The 17782-nt window shown below is 73.1% G+C and carries 13 protein-coding genes; 4 read left to right on the forward strand and 9 right to left on the reverse strand.

Annotated features, from left to right (window positions below):
• Positions 1 to 113 precede the first annotated feature (113 nt).
• The 5 genes from OIE69_RS08210 to betA all read right to left on the reverse strand — a co-directional run bounded on the left by OIE69_RS08210 (position 114) and on the right by betA (position 7506).
• Complete coding sequence (locus OIE69_RS08210; RefSeq protein ID WP_326571283.1) at positions 114 to 1103, reverse strand: ABC transporter substrate-binding protein; 990 nt, start codon at positions 1101 to 1103, stop codon at positions 114 to 116.
• 19 nt (positions 1104 to 1122) lie between these two features.
• The gene (locus OIE69_RS08215) at positions 1123 to 3111 is read right to left on the reverse strand and encodes an ABC transporter permease subunit (RefSeq protein ID WP_326571284.1); all 1989 of its coding nucleotides are present in this window, start codon (positions 3109 to 3111) and stop codon (positions 1123 to 1125) included.
• Positions 3111 to 4211 carry a quaternary amine ABC transporter ATP-binding protein gene (locus tag OIE69_RS08220; protein WP_326571285.1) on the reverse strand — a complete coding sequence of 367 codons (1101 nt, stop codon included), beginning with the start codon at positions 4209 to 4211 and terminating at the stop codon, positions 3111 to 3113. Before OIE69_RS08220 ends, OIE69_RS08215 begins: the two co-directional genes overlap by 1 nt.
• A gap of 20 nt (positions 4212 to 4231) precedes the next feature.
• On the reverse strand, positions 4232 to 5701 hold the full coding sequence (locus tag OIE69_RS08225; protein ID WP_326571286.1) for an aldehyde dehydrogenase family protein: 1470 nt from the start codon (positions 5699 to 5701) through the stop codon (positions 4232 to 4234).
• Positions 5702 to 5841: 140 nt separating this feature from the next.
• Positions 5842 to 7506 (reverse strand): choline dehydrogenase, encoded by a 1665-nt coding sequence (gene betA, locus OIE69_RS08230; protein ID WP_326571287.1) that lies wholly within the window; start codon positions 7504 to 7506, stop codon positions 5842 to 5844.
• 209 nt (positions 7507 to 7715) lie between these two features.
• On the opposite strand from betA, the gene OIE69_RS08235 reads away from it, so the two are divergent.
• Positions 7716 to 8513: an IclR family transcriptional regulator gene (locus OIE69_RS08235; RefSeq protein ID WP_326571288.1), complete on the forward strand. Its 798-nt coding sequence runs from the start codon at positions 7716 to 7718 to the stop codon at positions 8511 to 8513.
• Here OIE69_RS08235 and OIE69_RS08240 read toward each other — a convergent pair.
• From OIE69_RS08240 to OIE69_RS08250, 3 genes are all read right to left on the reverse strand, one after another.
• On the reverse strand, positions 8501 to 9634 hold the full coding sequence (locus OIE69_RS08240; RefSeq protein ID WP_326571289.1) for an aromatic ring-hydroxylating oxygenase subunit alpha: 1134 nt from the start codon (positions 9632 to 9634) through the stop codon (positions 8501 to 8503). The genes OIE69_RS08235 and OIE69_RS08240 overlap by 13 nt on opposite strands.
• A gap of 82 nt (positions 9635 to 9716) precedes the next feature.
• Positions 9717 to 10886, reverse strand: coding sequence for an NAD(P)/FAD-dependent oxidoreductase (locus OIE69_RS08245; RefSeq protein ID WP_326571290.1), 1170 nt, complete (start codon positions 10884 to 10886; stop codon positions 9717 to 9719).
• Entirely contained in the window at positions 10883 to 11245 is a 363-nt protein-coding gene (locus OIE69_RS08250; RefSeq protein ID WP_326571291.1) for a bifunctional 3-phenylpropionate/cinnamic acid dioxygenase ferredoxin subunit, read from the reverse strand. The genes OIE69_RS08245 and OIE69_RS08250 overlap by 4 nt, the downstream gene beginning before the upstream one ends.
• Before the next feature lie 273 nt (positions 11246 to 11518).
• Here OIE69_RS08250 and OIE69_RS08255 point away from each other — a divergent pair, with 273 nt between their 5' ends.
• From OIE69_RS08255 to OIE69_RS08265, 3 genes are all read left to right on the forward strand, one after another.
• The gene (locus OIE69_RS08255) at positions 11519 to 12244 is read left to right on the forward strand and encodes a response regulator transcription factor (RefSeq protein WP_326571292.1); all 726 of its coding nucleotides are present in this window, start codon (positions 11519 to 11521) and stop codon (positions 12242 to 12244) included.
• 58 nt (positions 12245 to 12302) lie between these two features.
• The gene (locus OIE69_RS08260) at positions 12303 to 15224 is read left to right on the forward strand and encodes a SpoIIE family protein phosphatase (protein WP_326571293.1); all 2922 of its coding nucleotides are present in this window, start codon (positions 12303 to 12305) and stop codon (positions 15222 to 15224) included.
• A gap of 75 nt (positions 15225 to 15299) precedes the next feature.
• Positions 15300 to 16337, forward strand: a complete 1038-nt coding sequence (locus tag OIE69_RS08265) for a helix-turn-helix domain-containing protein (RefSeq protein ID WP_326571294.1) — start codon at positions 15300 to 15302, stop codon at positions 16335 to 16337.
• Here OIE69_RS08265 and OIE69_RS08270 read toward each other — a convergent pair.
• Positions 16324 to 17748 (reverse strand): sensor histidine kinase, encoded by a 1425-nt coding sequence (locus OIE69_RS08270; RefSeq protein WP_326571295.1) that lies wholly within the window; start codon positions 17746 to 17748, stop codon positions 16324 to 16326. The two genes, OIE69_RS08265 and OIE69_RS08270, sit on opposite strands and share 14 nt — an antisense overlap.
• Positions 17749 to 17782: the final 34 nt, after the last annotated feature.

Here is a 17782-nt window from a genome sequence, read left to right on the forward strand (position 1 = left end):
GGCTGCGGCCGGGGAACGACGGTGCCCGGCGGGCTGTCGGAACAGCCCGCCGGGCACGGGGACGGGGTGGCGCGGGGCGGGGCGGCAGGGGCGGGGGCGGGGGCGGGGGCGGACTACTTGACCCAGGCGTCCACCTTGCCGGGGTTCGCCTTCACCCACTTCTCGGCGGCGGCCTCCGGCGTCATCTTGTCCACGGCGATGTACTTGGCGACGAGGTTCTGGTCGTCGTTCGTCCAGTTGAAGTTCTTCACCAGGTCGTAGGCCGGGCTGCCGGAGTCGGCGAACTTCTTGCTGACGATCTTGTCCAGGTCGTAGACGGGGTAGTCGCAGGCGACCTTCTCCGCGTCGGCGTCGCAGCCGGCCTCGTACGGCGGCAGTTCGACCTTGGCGAGCGGGACCTCCGACAGGAACCACTGCGGCTCGTAGAAGTAGCCGAGCAGCCACTCCTTCTTGGCCTCGGCCTGGCGGAAGGCCTGGATCAGCGCGGTCTCGCTGCCCGCGTACACGACCTTGAAGTCCAGTTCGAGGTTCTTCACCAGGGCGGCGTCGTTGGTGACGTACGACGGGTCGCCGTCCAGGAGCTGTCCCTTGCCGCCGGACTCGGAGGTGCGGAACTTGTCGGCGTACTTGTCGAGGTTCTCCCACTTCGTGATGTCCGGGTACTTCTTCGCCAGCCACGGCGGCACGTACCAGCCGATCACGCCCTTGTTGCCGGTCGAGCCCGCCTCGACGGCGGTCTTCTGCTGCTCGATGTACTTCTTCTTCAGATCGTCGTGACCCCAGTTCTCCACGATGGCGTCGACCTCGCCGGTGCCGAAGCCCTGCCAGGCGATCTCCTCCTTGAGGTCCTTCTTCTTGACCGTGCAGCCCAGCTTCTCCTCGGCGACGTACGCCACGACCGCCGCGTCCGCCTCGTAGCCGACCCACGGATTGACCGCCAGGTTGAACGTGCCGCACTTGCCGGAGGAACCGCCGGAACCGGCGTCGGAGCCACCGACCTTGGCGCCGCCGCAGCCGGTCAGGACGAGCCCGAGCACCACCGCTCCGGCCGCCCCGGCGCGCCATCGCACGGTCCGGCCGGCCGCCGTCGGGTGTGTTGCCATGTGTCTTCCGCCTCCTGCTCTAGCGCCCGCCGGGCACCCTGGTGGTGCGCCCGGCCGCGGCCTGGGTGATCCGGTCGAACATCACGCCGAGCAAGACGATGGCGAGTCCCGCCGCCAGCCCCTTGCCGTACAGCTCGCCCTGCGAGAAACCGGCCACGACGTCGTAGCCGAGGGCGCCCGCGCCGACCAGGCCGCCCACCACGACCATCGACAGCACGTAGATCAGGCCCTGGTTGGTCGCGAGCACCAGGGCGCCGCGCGACATCGGCAGCTGGACCTTGGTGACGAGCTGCCAGGTGCCGGACCCGGCCGCCGTCGCAGCCTCCACGGTCGTGGCCGGCACGCCCCGTACGCCGTCGGCGACGATCTTCATCGTCACGGGCGCGGCGTAGACGACGGCCGCGACGATCGCGGTGAAGCGGCTCGCGCCGAACAGCGCGAGGAACGGTACGAGGTAGACGAAGGGCGGCATGACCTGCGCCGCGTCCAGGCCGGGCCGGACGATCCGGTCGGCGAGCGCGCTGCGGCCCATCCACACGCCCACCGTGACCCCGAGCAGCATCACCAGCAGGGTCGCCACGACGGTCGAGGCGAGCGTGGTCATCGCGTCCTGCCACAGTCCGGTGCCCACCAGCAGCCCCACGCACACCGCGGCGGTGGCGCCGGCGCCGATACCGCCGAGGACCGCGCCCAGGGCCACCAGCACGAGGCCGGTCAGCCACCACGGGGAGTCGGTGAGCAGGGTCTGGAAGGGGTTGAGCAGGGTGGTGGTGAGCACGTCGCGGATGCCGTTGGTGACGCCGGACAGGTGGTCCTGCGCCCAGGTGGTGACGGTGTCGGCGGCGCTCGCCAGGGAGCGTCCCGCTCCGCCCTCGCCAGGGAACTCCGCGGCCCAGACGTAGGTGTGGGACAGCCAGACCGCGACCGCCGCGGCGACCGCGCCCGCGCCGAGCAGCGGTCCGCGCCACCGCCGCGGGCCTCCGCCGGGGCGCTTCGCCCGCTCGGTCCTGACGGCGGCCGCGGTGGTGACCCGGTCCAGGACGATGGCCATGACGACGATGGCGAGGCCGGCGTTGAACGCGATGCCCACGTCGAGCGACTGCAGTGCCTGGACGACGGTCTTGCCGAGCCCGGGGGCGTCGATGAGGGCCGCGATGGTCACCATGGACAGGGCCGCCATGATGGTCTGGTTGACGCCCATCACCACGGTGCGCCGGGACATCGGCAGCAGCACCTTGGTGAGGGTCTGCGCCCGGGTCGAACCGAGCGACTCCGCCGCCTCCACGGTGGTCGCCGGGACCGAGCGGACGGCGTGCGCGGTGATGCGGACGGCGGGCGGCGCCGCGTAGACCAGCGTGGCGATGGTGGCGGAGGCGGGCCCGATGAGGAAGAAGAGGGTGAGCGGGGCCAGGTAGACGAAGGTCGGCATCGTCTGCATGAAGTCGAGCACGGGTGTCACGACGCGGTTGACCCGCGGCGACATCCCGGCCCACACCCCCAGCGGGATGCCGAACAGCAGCGCCACCAGCACCGCCGACAGGGTGAGCGCCAGGGTGTCCATGCTCTCCTGCCACAGGCCCTGCAGCCCGAAGAAGGTGAAGCCCGCCACGGCCAGCAGCGCCACCCGCCAGTTGCCCAGCGCCCAGGAGGCGTAGCCGGCGATCGCGACGACGCCGAGCCAGCCGATCTGCGGCACCGGGCGGCCGTCGGGCGGCTGCGAGATCAGCGTCTGGACGAAGGTCACCAGGGTGTCGATGACCAGCCGGATCTCGTTGAAGAAGTAGAGGAACAGCGGGTTGCTGTTGCGGTCCGCTCCGATGGTGTCGTTGACGTCGTTGAACCAGCGGTGCAGCGAGGTCAGGTCTGCGGCCGCCAGGGCGAGCGTCTGCCGGCCGCGCAGCAGCGCGAAGAGCACCAGCCACAGCACGACGATGCCCGCCACCACGGCCCGGCGGCGCAGCCGCAGGGGTACGGGCCGTTCCCGCGTCCCGGAGGCGACGACCGCCATCACGCGCCGCCTTCCCCGCCCGCGACGACGGCGAGGATCTCCTCGTCGCCGACGACGCCGAGCAGCCGGCCCTCCTCGACGACCCTGACCGGCTTCTCGGCGGCGAGCACGGCCCGCGTCGCCTCGCGCACGACGACGCCGGGGCCGAGTTCGGGGCCGTCGAGGGCGTCGTCGGGCCGGGGGTCGCGCATGATCCAGCGGAGCGTCAGCACGTCGGCCCGCGGCACGTCCTTGACGAACTCGCGCACGTAGTCGTCGGCGGGGGCGCCGACCAGTTCGTCGCCCGTGCCGCACTGCACCGTCCTGCCGTCGCGCATGATGAGGATGCGGTCGCCGAGCTTGAGGGCCTCGGACAGGTCGTGGGTGATGAAGACCATCGTCTTGCCGACCTCGCGGTGGAGGCGGATGACCTCGTTCTGCATGTCGCGGCGGATCAGCGGGTCGAGCGCGGAGAACGGCTCGTCGAAGAAGAGGATGCCGGGGTCCCCGGCCAGTGCCCGGGCGAGGCCGACGCGCTGCTGCATGCCGCCGGAGAGCTGGTCGGGGTAGGAGTTCTCGTAGCCCGCCAGGCCCACCAGTTCTACGACCTCCAGGGCCCGCTTCGTGCGCTCGGCCCTGCCCATGCCGCGGATCTCCAGGCCGTACGCGACGTTGTCGACGACCCGGCGGTGCGGCAGCAGGCCGAAGTGCTGGAACACCATGGAGAACCGGTTGCGGCGCAGCTCGCGCAGCCGCCTGGCGTCGGCGGCGCGGATGTCCTCGCCCTCCAGGACGACCTCGCCCGCGGTGGGTTCGACGAGCCGGGTCAGACAGCGCACCAGGGTCGACTTGCCGGAGCCGGACAGTCCCATCACCACGAAGACCTCGCCGGGCGCGACGTCGAAGCGGACGTCGCGCACGGCCGCGGTGCAGCCGGTGCGCTCCATCAGCTCGCGGCGGCCGAGCCCGCACAGCTCCGGCGACTCAGGCACCCTGTCGGCCTTCGGCCCGAACACCTTCCACAGCCCGCGCACGGAGATGACCGCGTCCCGGTCCTGCCCCTGGTCCTCGTCGTGCGACGCGCCGCGCCGCTGCGGCACATCGGTCGGTGCTGGGGTCACGGTGGGCCTCTCTTCGGCGTTCAGCCGCGGAACCAGTGCTGCGGCGTGGGTCGGATGTTCTGCCAGATGTGCTTGGGCTCGCGGTACTCGTCCAGGCCGGTCGGTCCCAGTTCCCGGCCCACGCCCGAGTGCCCGAAGCCACCCCATTCCGCCTGCGGTACGTAGGGGTGGTAGTCGTTGATCCACACGGTGCCGTGGCGCAGCCGGCGGGCGACCCGCTGCGCGCGGCCGGCGTCCCGCGTCCACACGGCGCCGGCGAGACCGTACTCGGTGTCGTTGGCGATGCGGACGGCGTCGTCCTCGTCGGTGAACCGCTCGACCGTCAGCACGGGCCCGAAGGACTCCTCGTGGACGACCCGCATGCCCTGGTCGCAGTCGTCGAGCACGGTCGGCGGGTAGTAGAAGCCCCCCTGCAGGGCCGGGTCCGCGGGGCGGGCGCCGCCGCAGCGCAGCACCGCGCCCTCGGCGATCCCGGCGGCGACGTACGCCTCGACCTTGTCGCGGTGCGCGGCGGAGATCAGCGGGCCGGTCTCGGCCGCGGGGTCGAAGGGGCCGCCGAGGCGGATGCCCGAGGCGCGCCGTACGACCTCGTCGACGAAGGCGTCGTGCACCGTGTCCTGCACGATCAGCCGGGCCCCGGCGGAGCAGACCTGCCCGGAGTGCAGGAAGACGGCCGTGAGCGCGAAGTCCACGGCCGTCTCGAAGTCGGCGTCGGCGAAGACCACGTTGGGGTTCTTCCCGCCGAGTTCGAGGGCGACCCTCTTCACCGTGGCGGCGGCCGCGGCCATCACGCGTCTGCCGGTCCCCAGGCCGCCGGTGAAGGAGACCATGTCGACGCCGGGGTCCTCGGCGAGCGGGGCGCCGGCCTCGGGCCCCGCGCCGAGGACGAGGTTCCCGGCCCCCGGCGGGAGTCCGGCCTCCTCCAGGGCCCGCATCAGCAGCACGGAGGTGGAGGGGGTCAGCTCGCTGGGCTTGAGGACGAACGTGTTGCCCGCGACGAGCGCGGGCGCGACCTTCCAGGAGGCCTGCAGCAGCGGGTAGTTCCAGGGGGTGATCAGGGCGCAGACGCCGACCGGCTCGTACTCGACGCGGCTGACGGCGTCGTCGCGGCCGGTGTCGACGACCCGTCCGGCGGAAGTGCCCGCGATGCCGCCGTAGTGGCGCAGGCAGGCGACGACGTCGGCGACGTCGTACTCGCTCTCCACGAGCCGTTTGCCGGTGTCGAGGGATTCGGCGCGGGCGAAGTCCTTGGCGTCCCGTTCGACGATGCCGGCGGCGCGGAGCAGGAGGGCGCCGCGTTCGCGCTCCGGAGTCCGTGGCCAGGGCCCGTGGTCGAAGGCGGCGCGGGCGGCGGCGACCGCGGCCCGCGCGTCGGCGCGGGTCGCCTCGGAGACCGTCGCGACGTGGGCTCCGTCGGCGGGGCAGCGGATCTCCCGGCGGCCTCCGGCCACCGCTTCGCGCCACTCTCCGTCCAGGTACAGGTCTGCCACGCGCGGAGTCCTCGCTTCGTTGCACATAGCGCATCGAATTGCTTGTGGTGGAACACCCTGTCCGACCGGCCACCGGTCGTCAAGGGGTCGCACGGTCTGCACGGCACATCTTGACCCCGCGAACGGAACGCCGTCCGAGCTCAGTTGGCGGCGGCGTCGCGATGCCGGTAGTACTGCGCCTTCGAGGGCGGCAGGGGCTCACGGTCGAGGATCAGGTCGGCCGCCTTCTCGGCGATCATCATCACGGGCGCGTAGATGTTGCCGTTGGTCACATAGGGCATGACGGACGCGTCGACGACCCGGAGCCCCTCCACGCCGTGCACCCGCAGGCTCGCCGGGTCGACCACGGCCATCTCGTCGGTGCCCATCCGGCAGGTGCAGGACGGGTGGAGGGCGGTCTCGCCCTCCTTGGCGACCCACGCCAGAATCTCCTCGTCGGTCTCGACACCGGGGCCGGGCGAGACCTCGCCGCCGTTGAAGGGGGCCAGCGCGGGCCGGCCGAGGATGTCGCGGGCGACGCGCACCGCCTCGACCCACTCGCGGCGGTCCTGCTCGGTGGAGAGGTAGTTGAAGCGCAGCGCGGGCTTCTCGCGGGGATCCCTGCTCCTGATCTTCACCGTGCCACGGGCGTCGGAGTACATCGGCCCCACGTGCACCTGGTAGCCGTGGCCGCCGGCCGGGGCGGAGCCGTCGTAGCGCACCGCGATGGGCAGAAAGTGGAACATCAGGTTGGGGTACTCCACCTCCTCGTTGCTCCGCGCGAAGCCCCCGGCCTCGAAGTGGTTGGTGGCGGCCGGGCCCTTGCGGAACAGCCACTGCAGGCCGATGAACGGATAACGCCACTTGGCCAGGTACGGCTGCATGGAGACCGGCTGCGTGCAGGCGTACTGGACGTACACCTCCAGGTGGTCCTGGAGGTTCTCGCCGACGCCGGGCAGGTCGTGGACGACGTCGACGCCGAGCGCGGACAGCTCCCGGGCGTCGCCGACACCCGACAGCTGCAGCAGCTGGGGCGAGTTGATCGCGCCGCCGCAGAGCACGACCTCGCGGGCGCGCACCTGCTCGCGGGCGCCCTTGCGGCGTTCGTACTCCACGCCGACGGCGCGCTTGCCCTCGAACAGGACCCGGGTGACCAGGGCCCGGGTCCGCACCGTCAGGTTGGGGCGGCTGCGCACGGGGTCCAGGTAGGCCCGGGCGGCGGAGAGCCGGCGGCCGCGGTGGACGTTGCGGTCGAAGGGCGCGAAGCCCTCCTGGCGGTAGCCGTTGACGTCGTCGGTGAGCGGGTGGCCCGCCTCCTGGACGGCCTTGAGGAAGGCGGGGAAGAGCGGGCTGGAAGCGGGCCCGCGCTCCAGGACGAGCGGGCCGTCGTGGCCGCGGAACTCGTCGTCGGCGTCGGCGGCGAGGCAGTTCTCCATGCGCTGGAAGTACGGCAGGCAGTGGGCGTAGTCCCAGCGCTCCATGCCGGGGACCTTCGCCCAGCGCTCGTAGTCCATGGGGTTGCCGCGCTGGAAGATCATGCCGTTGATGCTGCTGGAGCCGCCGAGCACCTTGCCCCGGGCGTGGTAGATCCGCCGTCCGCCCATGTGGGGTTCGGGCTCGGACTCGTAGCCCCAGTCGTAGAAGCGGCTGCCGATGGGGAAGGTGAGCGCCGCGGGCATGTGGATGAAGACGTCCCAGGGGTAGTCGGGGCGGCCTGCCTCCAGCACCAGGACACGGTTGCCCGGATCGGCGGAGAGCCGGTTCGCGAGGGCGCAGCCGGCGGAGCCCCCACCGACGATGACGAAGTCGTACTGCTCGGGAGCCATGTCAGTCTCGCCTCACTCGTCTCGCTCGTCTTGCTCGTCTCGTTCGCGCGGTCTACAGGTCGACTGGCGCAGCATGCTAGTACGGTGCCGCTATGCGCACCAGGTTGCGAACGGCGCAACTTGAGGGTCAAGGCCGCGCATTGACCTCTCCCCCGGACCCCGCCCGGTGGGACCGCCACGCTGTTGTTTACCGCGCGTATAGTTTCGCTGTGAGCAACTTCAGTGCAGATACCGAGACAGGCGGTTCACAGCCGGGCGGTGTCCAGTCCGTGGACCGGGCCATCAGCGTGCTGGAGATCCTGGCGCAGCGCGGCGAGGCCGGCGTGAGCGAGGTCGCCGCCGAGATCCAGGTCCACAAGTCGACGGCGTTCCGGCTGCTCGGCGCGCTGGAGGCACGCGGGCTGGTGGAGCAGGCGGGCGAGCGCGGCAAGTACCGGCTCGGCTTCGGCATCGTACGGCTGGCCGGCGCGGTGACCGGCCGCATCGACATCACGCAGCAGGGCCGGCCGGTGTGCGAGCGGCTCGCCGAGGAGATCGGCGAGACCGTCAACATCGCGGTGATGGAGAAGCACTTCGCGATCAACCTGTACCAGGTGCGCGGACCGGCGGCGGTCACCGCGCACAACTGGGTCGGCCAGCTCACCCCGCTGCACGCGACCTCCAGCGGCAAGATCCTGCTCGCCCACCTTCCCGCGGGGCAGCGCGCGGAACTCCTCATGGACGCGGGCCTGGAGAAGCTGACCCCGCACACCCTCACCTCGCGGACGAAGCTGGAGAAGAACCTCGCCGGGGCCCGGGAGCGCGGGTACGCCTGGACGCTGGAGGAGCTGGAGATCGGCCTGCACGCGATGGCCGCCCCCGTCCGCTCGCGCGACGGCGAGGTCATCGCCGCCGTCAGCGCCTCCGGCCCCTCGTACCGCTTCACCCAGGAGCGCATGCACGAGCTCGCGCCGCTGCTGGTCGCCGGGGCCGCCGAGATCAGCCACCGCATGGGCTATCTGGGCTGAGCGGTGCCGAGGCGCTCGTGCACCCAGTCGTGGAAGCCGGCGATGTGGTGCTCGCTGGGGACCAGGACCCCGCCCTTGGCGTAGATCCGGGAGGCCATGGCGGGCTGGCAGCGCTCGCAGGCCTCGAAGTCCTGGCGGTTGACCCGGTCGAAGAGCTCGACGGAGCGGCTGACGTCGCGGCCCCCGGCGACGACCTCCTCCAGGTAGAGCCAGTCGCACTCGACGACCGTGCGGTCGGCGGCGACCGGGTACATGCGGTGGAAGATCACGTGGTCCGGCACCAGGTTGACGAAGACCTGGGGCCTGATGGTGATCGCGTAGTAGCGCCGGTCCTGGGCCGCGGAGACCCCCGGTATGCGTTTCAGTCCCGGCGAGCCGTCCACCGTGAAGCCCTCGACGTCCGCGCCGAACTCGGCGCCGTGGCCGACGTAGTACTGCGCGGCGTAGCCGTCGGCGAACTCCGGCAGCACCTCGGTCAGTTCGGGGTGGATCGTGGCGCAGTGGTAGCACTCCATGAAGTTCTCGACGATGAGCTTCCAGTTGGCCCGGACGTCGTAGACGATCCGCCGGCCGACCCTCAGGTCCTCGATGCCGTAGCGCTCCAGGGACGCCACGTCCCCGAGCCGGGTGACGACCGCGCCGACCACCTGCTCCTCGAAGGAGGGCGGGTCCTCGGCCAGGCAGACCCAGACGTAGCCGAGCCATTCGCGGACGTGGACGGGGACGAGCCCGTACTCGGTGCGGCCCACGTCGGGCATCTTGGTGAGGTTGGGCGCCGCCACGAGCCTGCCGTCCAGGTCGTACGTCCAGGCGTGGTAGGGGCATTGGAACGCCCGCCTGACCTCGCCGCCCTCCTCGGTGAGCAGCCGGGCCCCGCGGTGCCGGCACACGTTGTGGAAGGCGCGCACCGCGTGGTCCCGGGACCGGGTGACCAGGATGCTCTCGCGCCCGACGTCCACGGTCCTGAAGGCACCCGGCCGGCCGAGTTCGGAGGAGCGCGCCGCACAGAACCACATCGCCTCGAAGATGCGCTCCTGCTCCTGGGCGAAGATCCCGGGGTCCGTGTAGTAGGAGCCGGGGAGGGTGGCGATCAGGCTGTCCGGCAGACCGGTCGGGGTCACGGGCACTCCTTGCAGGACGTTGTGTAATGAGCAACGGAGTGTGCACTGCGCAACTGCAGCATGTGGCGCCGCCCCGGCGCTGTCAAGACGTGACGGCGGCCAGCCGCTTGCGCCAACGGGTGAACGACCGGGGCCGGTTCATCCCCAGCACGGCCACCGGCACCCCGCCCCTGCGGTAGACCGCGAGCACGTCGCGCCCCTCCGGGGCGCCCTCCTCGACCGTGACGGTGTCGGCCCCCGCGGCGCGGCCCGCGAACTGGATGCGCACGCCGTACTGGTCGGACCAGAAGTACGGCGGGCGCGGCGCCCGTTGCCCGCCCGGGCCGTCGGACAGCAGCGCGGCGACGGCGGCGGCCGGACGCTCCAGGGCGCCCGTCCAGTGCTCCACGCGAAGGTGCGCGCCGGAGGCCGGGTCGTACCAGGCGGCGCAGTCCCCGACGGCGACGACGCCCGGCAGGCTCGTCCGGCCGTCGGCGCCGCACAGGACGCCGTCGCCGATCTCGATCCCGGACCCGGCGAGCCAGTCCACGCACGGGCGGGCGCCGATGCCGACGACCACGGTGTCCGCGGGCAGCCTGCGGCCGTCGGCCAGGACCACGGCCGCCACCCGCCCCTCGCCGTCCGCCTCGGTCCCCCGCACCCCCGTGCCGCACAACAGCCGTACGCCGTGGTCGGCGTGGAGGCCCGACACGACGCCGCCCATGGTCTCGCCCAGCGGCCCCGACAGCGGGGTGGGCGCCGCCTCGACGACGGTGACGTCCAGCCCGAGGGCGTACGCGGTCGAGGCGACCTCGGCCCCGATGAAGCCGCCGCCGATGACGACGAGCCGCCCGCCGCGCGCCAGGTCGGCCCGCAGCGCGCGGGCGTCGTCCAGGGTGCGCAGGGTGTGCACCCCGCGCCGGGCCGCCGCGCCGGGCAGCGTACGGGCCACGGCCCCGGTGGCGATGACGACTCCGTCGGCGGTGACGGTGCGGCCGTCCGCGAGCCCGACGCTCCGGGTCCCCGGGTCGAGCGCCACGGCCCGTGCGCCCAGCTGCCATTCGGCGCCGAGGTCCTCGCCGTCCGCCTCCAGGACCAGTGCCGCCTCGTCGGCCCGGCCGGCCAGGAACTCCTTGGACAGCGGCGGCCGGTCGTACGGCCGGTGCGGTTCGTCGCCGACGAGCACCAGCCGCCCGTCGTACCCGCGGGCGCGCAGCGCCCGCGCCGCCGAAAGCCCCGCCAGCGAGGCACCGACCACGAGGACCGCTCTCACCCGGCTCCCCCGGCGAGCCGGCCGGCGGCGCACGGGGGGAGGCCGGGGGCGGCCGGCGCCGGCCGTACGTGGATCACGCCGTCCTCGACCACGACCTCGTGCGTCCGTACGGGCCGCCTGGCCGGGGGCGCGTCCACCGCGCCCGTCCGCAGGTCGAACTTCGAGGCGTGCAGCGGGCACTCGACCTCGCACCCCTCCAGCCAGCCGTCCGCGAGCGACGCGTCCTGGTGGGTGCAGGTGTCGTCGATGGCGTAGAGCTCGCCCTCCTCGGTGTGGAACACCGCGACGGGCGGGTCGGTTTCGAGCCGGAAGGCCTCGCCACGCGGGAGATCCGCGAGCCGGCACACGGGAATCATCATGACACCTCGGTGCGTATGGCGGAACTGATTGCGGTTGACGCAACATCAGTGTGGGGGTGCCCCCCACCCCTGTCAAGGCGTCGCCCGGACACCCGGACCCCTCATCTGACGGGGGATCATCCACCGCCCGCCGGGGGTGCCGGGGGCGGGACCGTCGCGATTCGGTCACGGGGGTTGTCCGGGTTCAGCCGAATGACATAATCCGTTCCTCTTCTGCACGACAACGGTGCACGACAACGGCCGGAATCCGGCCCGGAGGAAGTGACCCCCGGCATGAACGTGACCATTTCGGCCCAGCAGCCCCGTGTGCTGGTCGTGGAGGACGAGTCGAGCATCGCCTCGATGCTCGCGATGGCGCTGCAGTTCCTGGGCTTCGACGTGGTCACGGCCGGCACCGGCGAGGAGGCGGTGAGCACGGCCGCCGAGCGCGCGGCCGACGTGATCCTGCTCGACGTGGGACTGCCCGACCTCGACGGCTTCGAGGTCTGCCGCAGGCTCCGCGCCGCCCGGGTCGACGCGCCCGTCCTCTTCCTCACGGCCCGGGACGCGGTGGAGGACAAGATCAGGGGGCTGGCGCTCGGCGGCGACGACTACGTCACCAAGCCCTTCGACATCAACGAGGTCGCGGCCCGGGTGAACGCCCTGCTGCGCCGGGGCCGGGTCCCCGAGCCCGCCGGACGCCGGCTGCGCGCGGGCTGGGTCGAGCTCGACGCGGACACCCACGAGGTGTGGCGGCACGGCAGGCCCGTCCAGGTCTCGGCGACCGAGTTCGCGCTGCTGCGCTTCCTGCTGGAGAACCCGGACCGGGTGGTCTCCAGGGGGCAGATCCTCGACGCCGTGTGGAGCTGCGGCTTCCAGGGCGAGTCCGGGATCGTGGAGACCTACATCTACTACCTGCGCCGGAAGCTCGGCGACACCGACCAGTCGCTCATCCGCACCGTTCGGGGGGCGGGCTACCTGGTGCGGGCAGCGCAGGCGGGCGATACGGCTTCGCGCTGACGGTCCCCGCGCGCGGCGCTATGTTGGCCTTCGGAGGAAGAGCCGACGAGAAGAGGGCATGATCCCGAACGAAGCCGCCGCCCAGGAGCCTGAAGCGCCGCTCGAGCAGCGAGGAGCGGAGCGGCTCGGGCTGCTCCGCTCCTCGGGCGACGACCAGGGCGAGCGCGAGGCGCTGCGACTGGGGCTGCAGCAGGCCGTGGCGGCGCTGAACGGCTTGGGCGGACTGGTCCACCTGCGCGGGCAGGAGGCCCGGGGCGGAGTGCCGCTGCGCCTGGCCGCGAGCAGCGGTCTGCCCCGGAACCTCACCCGGGGCTGGCTCTTCCTCCCCCCGCAGGACGACACGGCGCCCGGCCGTGCGACGACCGGCGGCGAACCCGTGTGGCTGCCCACCACGGAGACGACCCCCGGCCCGCTGCCCGGCGGGTCCGGGCTCGCCGCCGTACCGCTCCCCGGCCCCGACGGCCCGCTCGGCGCGCTCTCGGTGGTGAGCGCGGCCGCCGTGCCGCCGGCCCCCGGCGAGTGGGAGCTGCTGCGGGCGATCGCCGCGTGGGTGTCGGAGCGGCTGGGCCGGACGGCGGCCGTCGAGTCGCGCGATCGCTGGCGCCTGGCGGAGGGCGCTTCCGGCGCCCGGCCCCGGGAGACCCCTTCCGACGTGGGCATCGGCACCTGGGAGTGGAACGTCCGCACCGGCGAGGCCTACCTGGACGAGACCGCGCGCTCCGTCTTCGGGATGTCCCCGCAGATGTACGACGGGCGCCTGGAGACATGGGTGGAGCTGGTCCACCCCGAGGACCTGCCCTGGGTGATCGCCGACGCCGAGGAGGCCGCCCGGGCCGCCGGCGGCTTCGCCTGGGAGTACCGGGTCCGGCGGCCCGACGGGGGTTTCCGCTGGGTGCAGGCCCGCGGCCGCAGTGTGCTCGGTGCGGACGGCAAGGCCGTGCGGCTGGCCGGAGTGCTGTGGGACAGCACCGAGACCCGGGTCGCGATGGACGCCGCCGGCCGGGCCCTGCGCCACATGAGCGACGGTTTCCTCGCGGTCGACGACGACGGCCGCATAGCCTTCGCCAATCCGCAGGCCGAACGGCTGCTCGGGGCGCGGCGTCCACCGGTCGGCAAGGTGCTGTGGGACCTGCCCGGCGTGCACGAATCGGAGCTCGAGGCCCACTGCCGCAGGGCGGCCGAGAGTGACGCGACCGTCAGCGCGGACATCGAGTGGGACGGCGGCAAGCGCCGCTACCACCTGCGCGTCATGCCGGTGCCCGACGGCCTGACCCTCTACCTCACCGACGTCACCGAGCGCCGGCTGGCGGAGGAGGCCCGCGCCGACGCCGCCCGCACCGCCGCCGACCGCGCCGCGCACATCGGCCGGCTCACCACCGCGCTCGCCGAGGCCGTCACCGTCAGGGACGTCGTCGCCGCGGTCGCCGACCGCGTACTGCCCCTGTTCGACGCCACCGGGCTGATCATCAACACGCTGGAGGGCGACCTGCTGCGCGTGGTCGGCTTCGTCGGCTACCCCCCGGGCCTGATGGAGCGGCTCAGCCGGACCCGGCTCACCGAGGGCAGCCCCAGCACCGACGCCATCCGCGAGCGCGTGCCCCGCTACATCACCTCCGCGAAGGAGTTCCGCGAGGCGTACCCAAACCGCGTCCGCCTCCAGGAGTGGTCCCAGAAGCACGCCTGGGCCTTCCTCCCGCTGATCGTCTCCGGGAAGGCGGTCGGCTCCTGCGTCGTCTCCTTCTCCGAGCCGCGCCCGTTCAGCGAGGAGGAGCGCACCCTGCTGACCGCGCTCAGCGGGCTGGTCGCCCAGGCCCTGGAGCGGGCCCGGCTGTACGACGCCGAGCACGGCCGGGCGCAGGAACTGCAGCGCGGCCTGCTGCCGCGCGTCCTGCCGGAACTGCCCGCGGTCAGCGCCGCGGCGCGCTACCTGCCCGCCGTCGAGGGGACGACGGTCGGCGGGGACTGGTACGACGTCATCCCGCTCTCCGCCGACCGGGTCGCGCTGGTCATCGGCGACGTGATGGGGCACGGCATCTCCGAGGCCGTGACGATGGGACGGCTGCGCACCGCGGTGCACACGTTCGCCGGTCTCGAACTGCCTCCCGACGAGCTGCTCGCGCACCTCAACGACCTGGTCAGCGACCTCGGGGACGACTTCTACGCGACCTGTCTGTACGCGGTGTACGACCCCGCCAACCGCACGTTCTCCTTCTCCCGGGCCGGGCACCCGCCCCCCGCGCTGGTGCTGCCCGACGGCACCGTCCAATTCGCCGGTCACTCGCCGGACGCCCCGCTGGGCGCGGCCACGCCGCCGTTCGCGACCGTGGAGCTGGAGATCCCCGAGGGCAGTCTGCTGGTGCTCTACACGGACGGCCTCGTCGAGTCCTCCCGCCGGGACATCGACACCGGCATGGCCGGGCTGGCGAAGGCTCTCACCGGCGCGCAGGCCGCGGCGCCCGCGCGGCCCGCGGAAGGCCGCCGGGGCGAGGTCGAGCGGCTCGGCAGGCTGTGCGAGGAGGTCGCCGCGGCCCTCGACCCCCACCAGCAGCACGCCGGGGACGACGCCGCCCTGCTCATCGCCCGTACCCACGCCCTGGCACCCGACGACGTCGCCACCTGGTCCCTGCCCGAGGACCCGCTCTCCGCGGGTCAGGCGCGCGAGCACGTGCGACGCCGGCTGGACGCCTGGGGCCTGGAGGAACTCGTCACGACGACCGAGCTGATCGCCAGCGAGCTGGTCGGCAACGTGGTCCGGCACGCCCGGGGGCCCATCGGCCTGCGGCTGATCCGCAGCCGCACCCTCGTCTGCGAGGTGTCGGACAGCAGCCTCAGCACCCCCCGGATCCGGCACGCCGGCGACACCGACGAGGGCGGCCGCGGGCTGCAGCTGGTGGCCGCGCTCTGCCAGCGCTGGGGCACCCGCTACGTCCCCGGCGGCAAGTGCATCTGGACCGAGCAGTCGATCCCGGAACCGTCGTGACGTCCGGCGATACCCAGCGCCAACTCTGATCGGGCTTTGATGTGACTCTGATACTCCGGTGCTTGGCTTGCGCGCATGACCACCCACGCACCGGTGTCCACGGGCCTGGATTCCTGTCTTGACCTGGGATTCACCGACTCCGGCGGAGGCGAGCCCTCGCTGCGCCGGGAGCTGTTCGCCGCCCTCATAGAAGTCGTCTCCGGCTCGGGGCAGTGGAGCGAGCAGACCGCCGCGCGGATCCGTGGCGAGGGGGTCGCCTGGGCGGCGCGGGGCGGGCCGGTGAGCGCGCTGCGGGTCGCCGTGCAGGAGACGACGGAGCACATCCTGGTCTCCGGCGGGCACGCGGCGGCCGGCGCCGCCGACGGCTCCCGCGACGAGTTCGCGCGGCGCCTGGCGGACGCCGGGCGCCGGGTGGCCCGCGAGCTGAACCGGGGCTTCTTCGCCCAGCCCGGGCGGGAGGCCCCCGCCTCGGTCCCGGAACCGCCTCGGCCCGGGCCGTCCTGCGCCCCGCCCGCCTACGCCGTGATGGCGCTGCGCGCGCCCGGCCGTCCCCTGGGCGACGTCGAGGCGGTGGCCCGCGGGCACGGCGGCCCCGAGACGGCCGTGCTCGCCTCGACACGCGGGCTGTACGTGCTCGCCCTCGCCCCGCGCCCCGAGGAGTCCCTCGACCTGGCGAACCGCATCCACCGGGACCTCGGCGGGACGGCCCGGCTCGCGGTGCACTGGAAGCCGTACAACGAGGTGACGGCCGGTCAGCTGCTGGTGGACGACATCTGCGCGGTGGTGGACGCGCTCGGCTTCGGTCCGGGCGTCTACCAGCTGGACGACGTCCTGGTCGAGTACGCGGCCGCGCAGACGCCCGACATCGCGCAGCGGCTGGTCGGCATGGTGCAGCCGGTCCTGGACGACCGGGTGCTGCGGGAGACGCTGAGCGCGGTGATCTCCGCCGACGGCGACCCCGACCTGGCGTGCGAGCTGCTCACGCTCCGCCGCAAGTTCTTCGACCGCCGGCTGCGGCGCGTCGAGGAGCTGACCGGCCGGCGCGTCGACGGCCCTCGCGACCTGCAGGTCCTGCGGACGGCCGTGGCCGTCGCCGCGATCATGCGGCAGTGAGCGCCGGCAACCGCACCCGGAACCACGCACCCGACTCCGACGCCTCCACCCGCACCGACCCCGAGTGCGCCGCGGCGATCGCGGCGACGATGCTCAGGCCGAGGCCGCTGCCGGGGGCGGGGGTGTCGTCGCGGAGGGCGGGGCGGGCCGGGCCGCCGCTCGCGCGGAAGAACCGCTCGAAGACCCGCTCGCGCAGTTCCTCGGGTATCCCGGTGCCGCCGTCGATGACGTCGACGATCTGCTCGTCGCCCTCGCGGCCGACCCGTACCTCGGCGGGGACGTCGTGCGCGGTGTGCGCGACGACGTTCGCCAGCAGGTTGGTGACCACTTGGCGGAGCCGGTCGGGGTCACCGGTCACCACGTGGGGCCCGGGTTCCACGACGAGGGTCACCGGCCGGTCGGGGGCGGTGACGCGGGTGTCGGCCACGGCGTCGGCGCAGAGTTCGGCCAGGTCCACGGGCCGGCATTCGAGGGGGCGGCCCTGGTCGAGGCGGGCGAGCAGCAGCAGCTCGTCCACGAGGACGGACATCCTGCGGGTCTCGTTCTGCACCCGGCGCATGGCGTCGTCGAGGCGGGCCGGGTCGTCGAGGGCGCCGAAGCGCACCAGTTGCGCGTAGCCGCCGATCGCGGTGAGCGGGGTGCGCAGTTCGTGGCTGGCGGCACCGACGAAGTCGCGCAGCTGCTCCTCGGCCTTGCGGCGGCGGTTGAACTCCTCGTCGACGCGGCCGAGCATCGCGTTGAAGGCGTCGGCCAGCGCCTCCACCTCGGCCGTCGACACCGGGGCGGAGACCCGCTGCGAGGGTGCGCCTTCGGCGGCGAAGCGGCGGGCGGTGGCGGTGATCTCCTTGAGCGGCGAGATGGTGCGGCGGCTGAAGTAGAGCGCGCCGAGCACGACGCCGGCGATCAGGGGCACGCCCGAGACGGCTTCGATGACCACGAGGTTGTGCACGGTGGCGGCGTCGTCCGCGGTGGACTCGGCGATCACCAGGTAGCCGCCGTCGGGCAGTTTCTCCACGACCGCCCGCATCGGGGTCGGGCCGACCGCCCCCGACCGGCCGGTGGTCGCCATGCGGTCCAGGTCGGCGCCGGACAGCCGGATGACGGCCCGCTCCACCATCGCGCCGGACTCGCGCTGCACGACCCTGCCGATGGCGTCGGTGAGCAGCACCACGGCGGTCGCCCCGGCGGGCTCGAGGTCCGAGCTGGTCTCCAGCTCTTCCAGGCGGTCCTGGCGTATGGAGGCGAGCTGCTGGTCGAGCCGGTTCCGCAGGCCTTCGGCGAGGGCACGGGCGGCGTAGACGTCCGCGGCCGCGACGCCGATCGTGGTGATCGCCAGGAAGCCGAGCGCGAGGCGCCAGTACAGCGAGCGGGGCCACCAGCGCAGCCGGCGCCGTCTGCCGGGTGTCTCCACGTGCCCACCCCTCGTTCGGTTCCGGCCGCTTTCC

The organism is Actinacidiphila glaucinigra (assembly GCF_035918135.1).
Lineage (GTDB): Bacteria > Actinomycetota > Actinomycetes > Streptomycetales > Streptomycetaceae > Actinacidiphila > Actinacidiphila glaucinigra.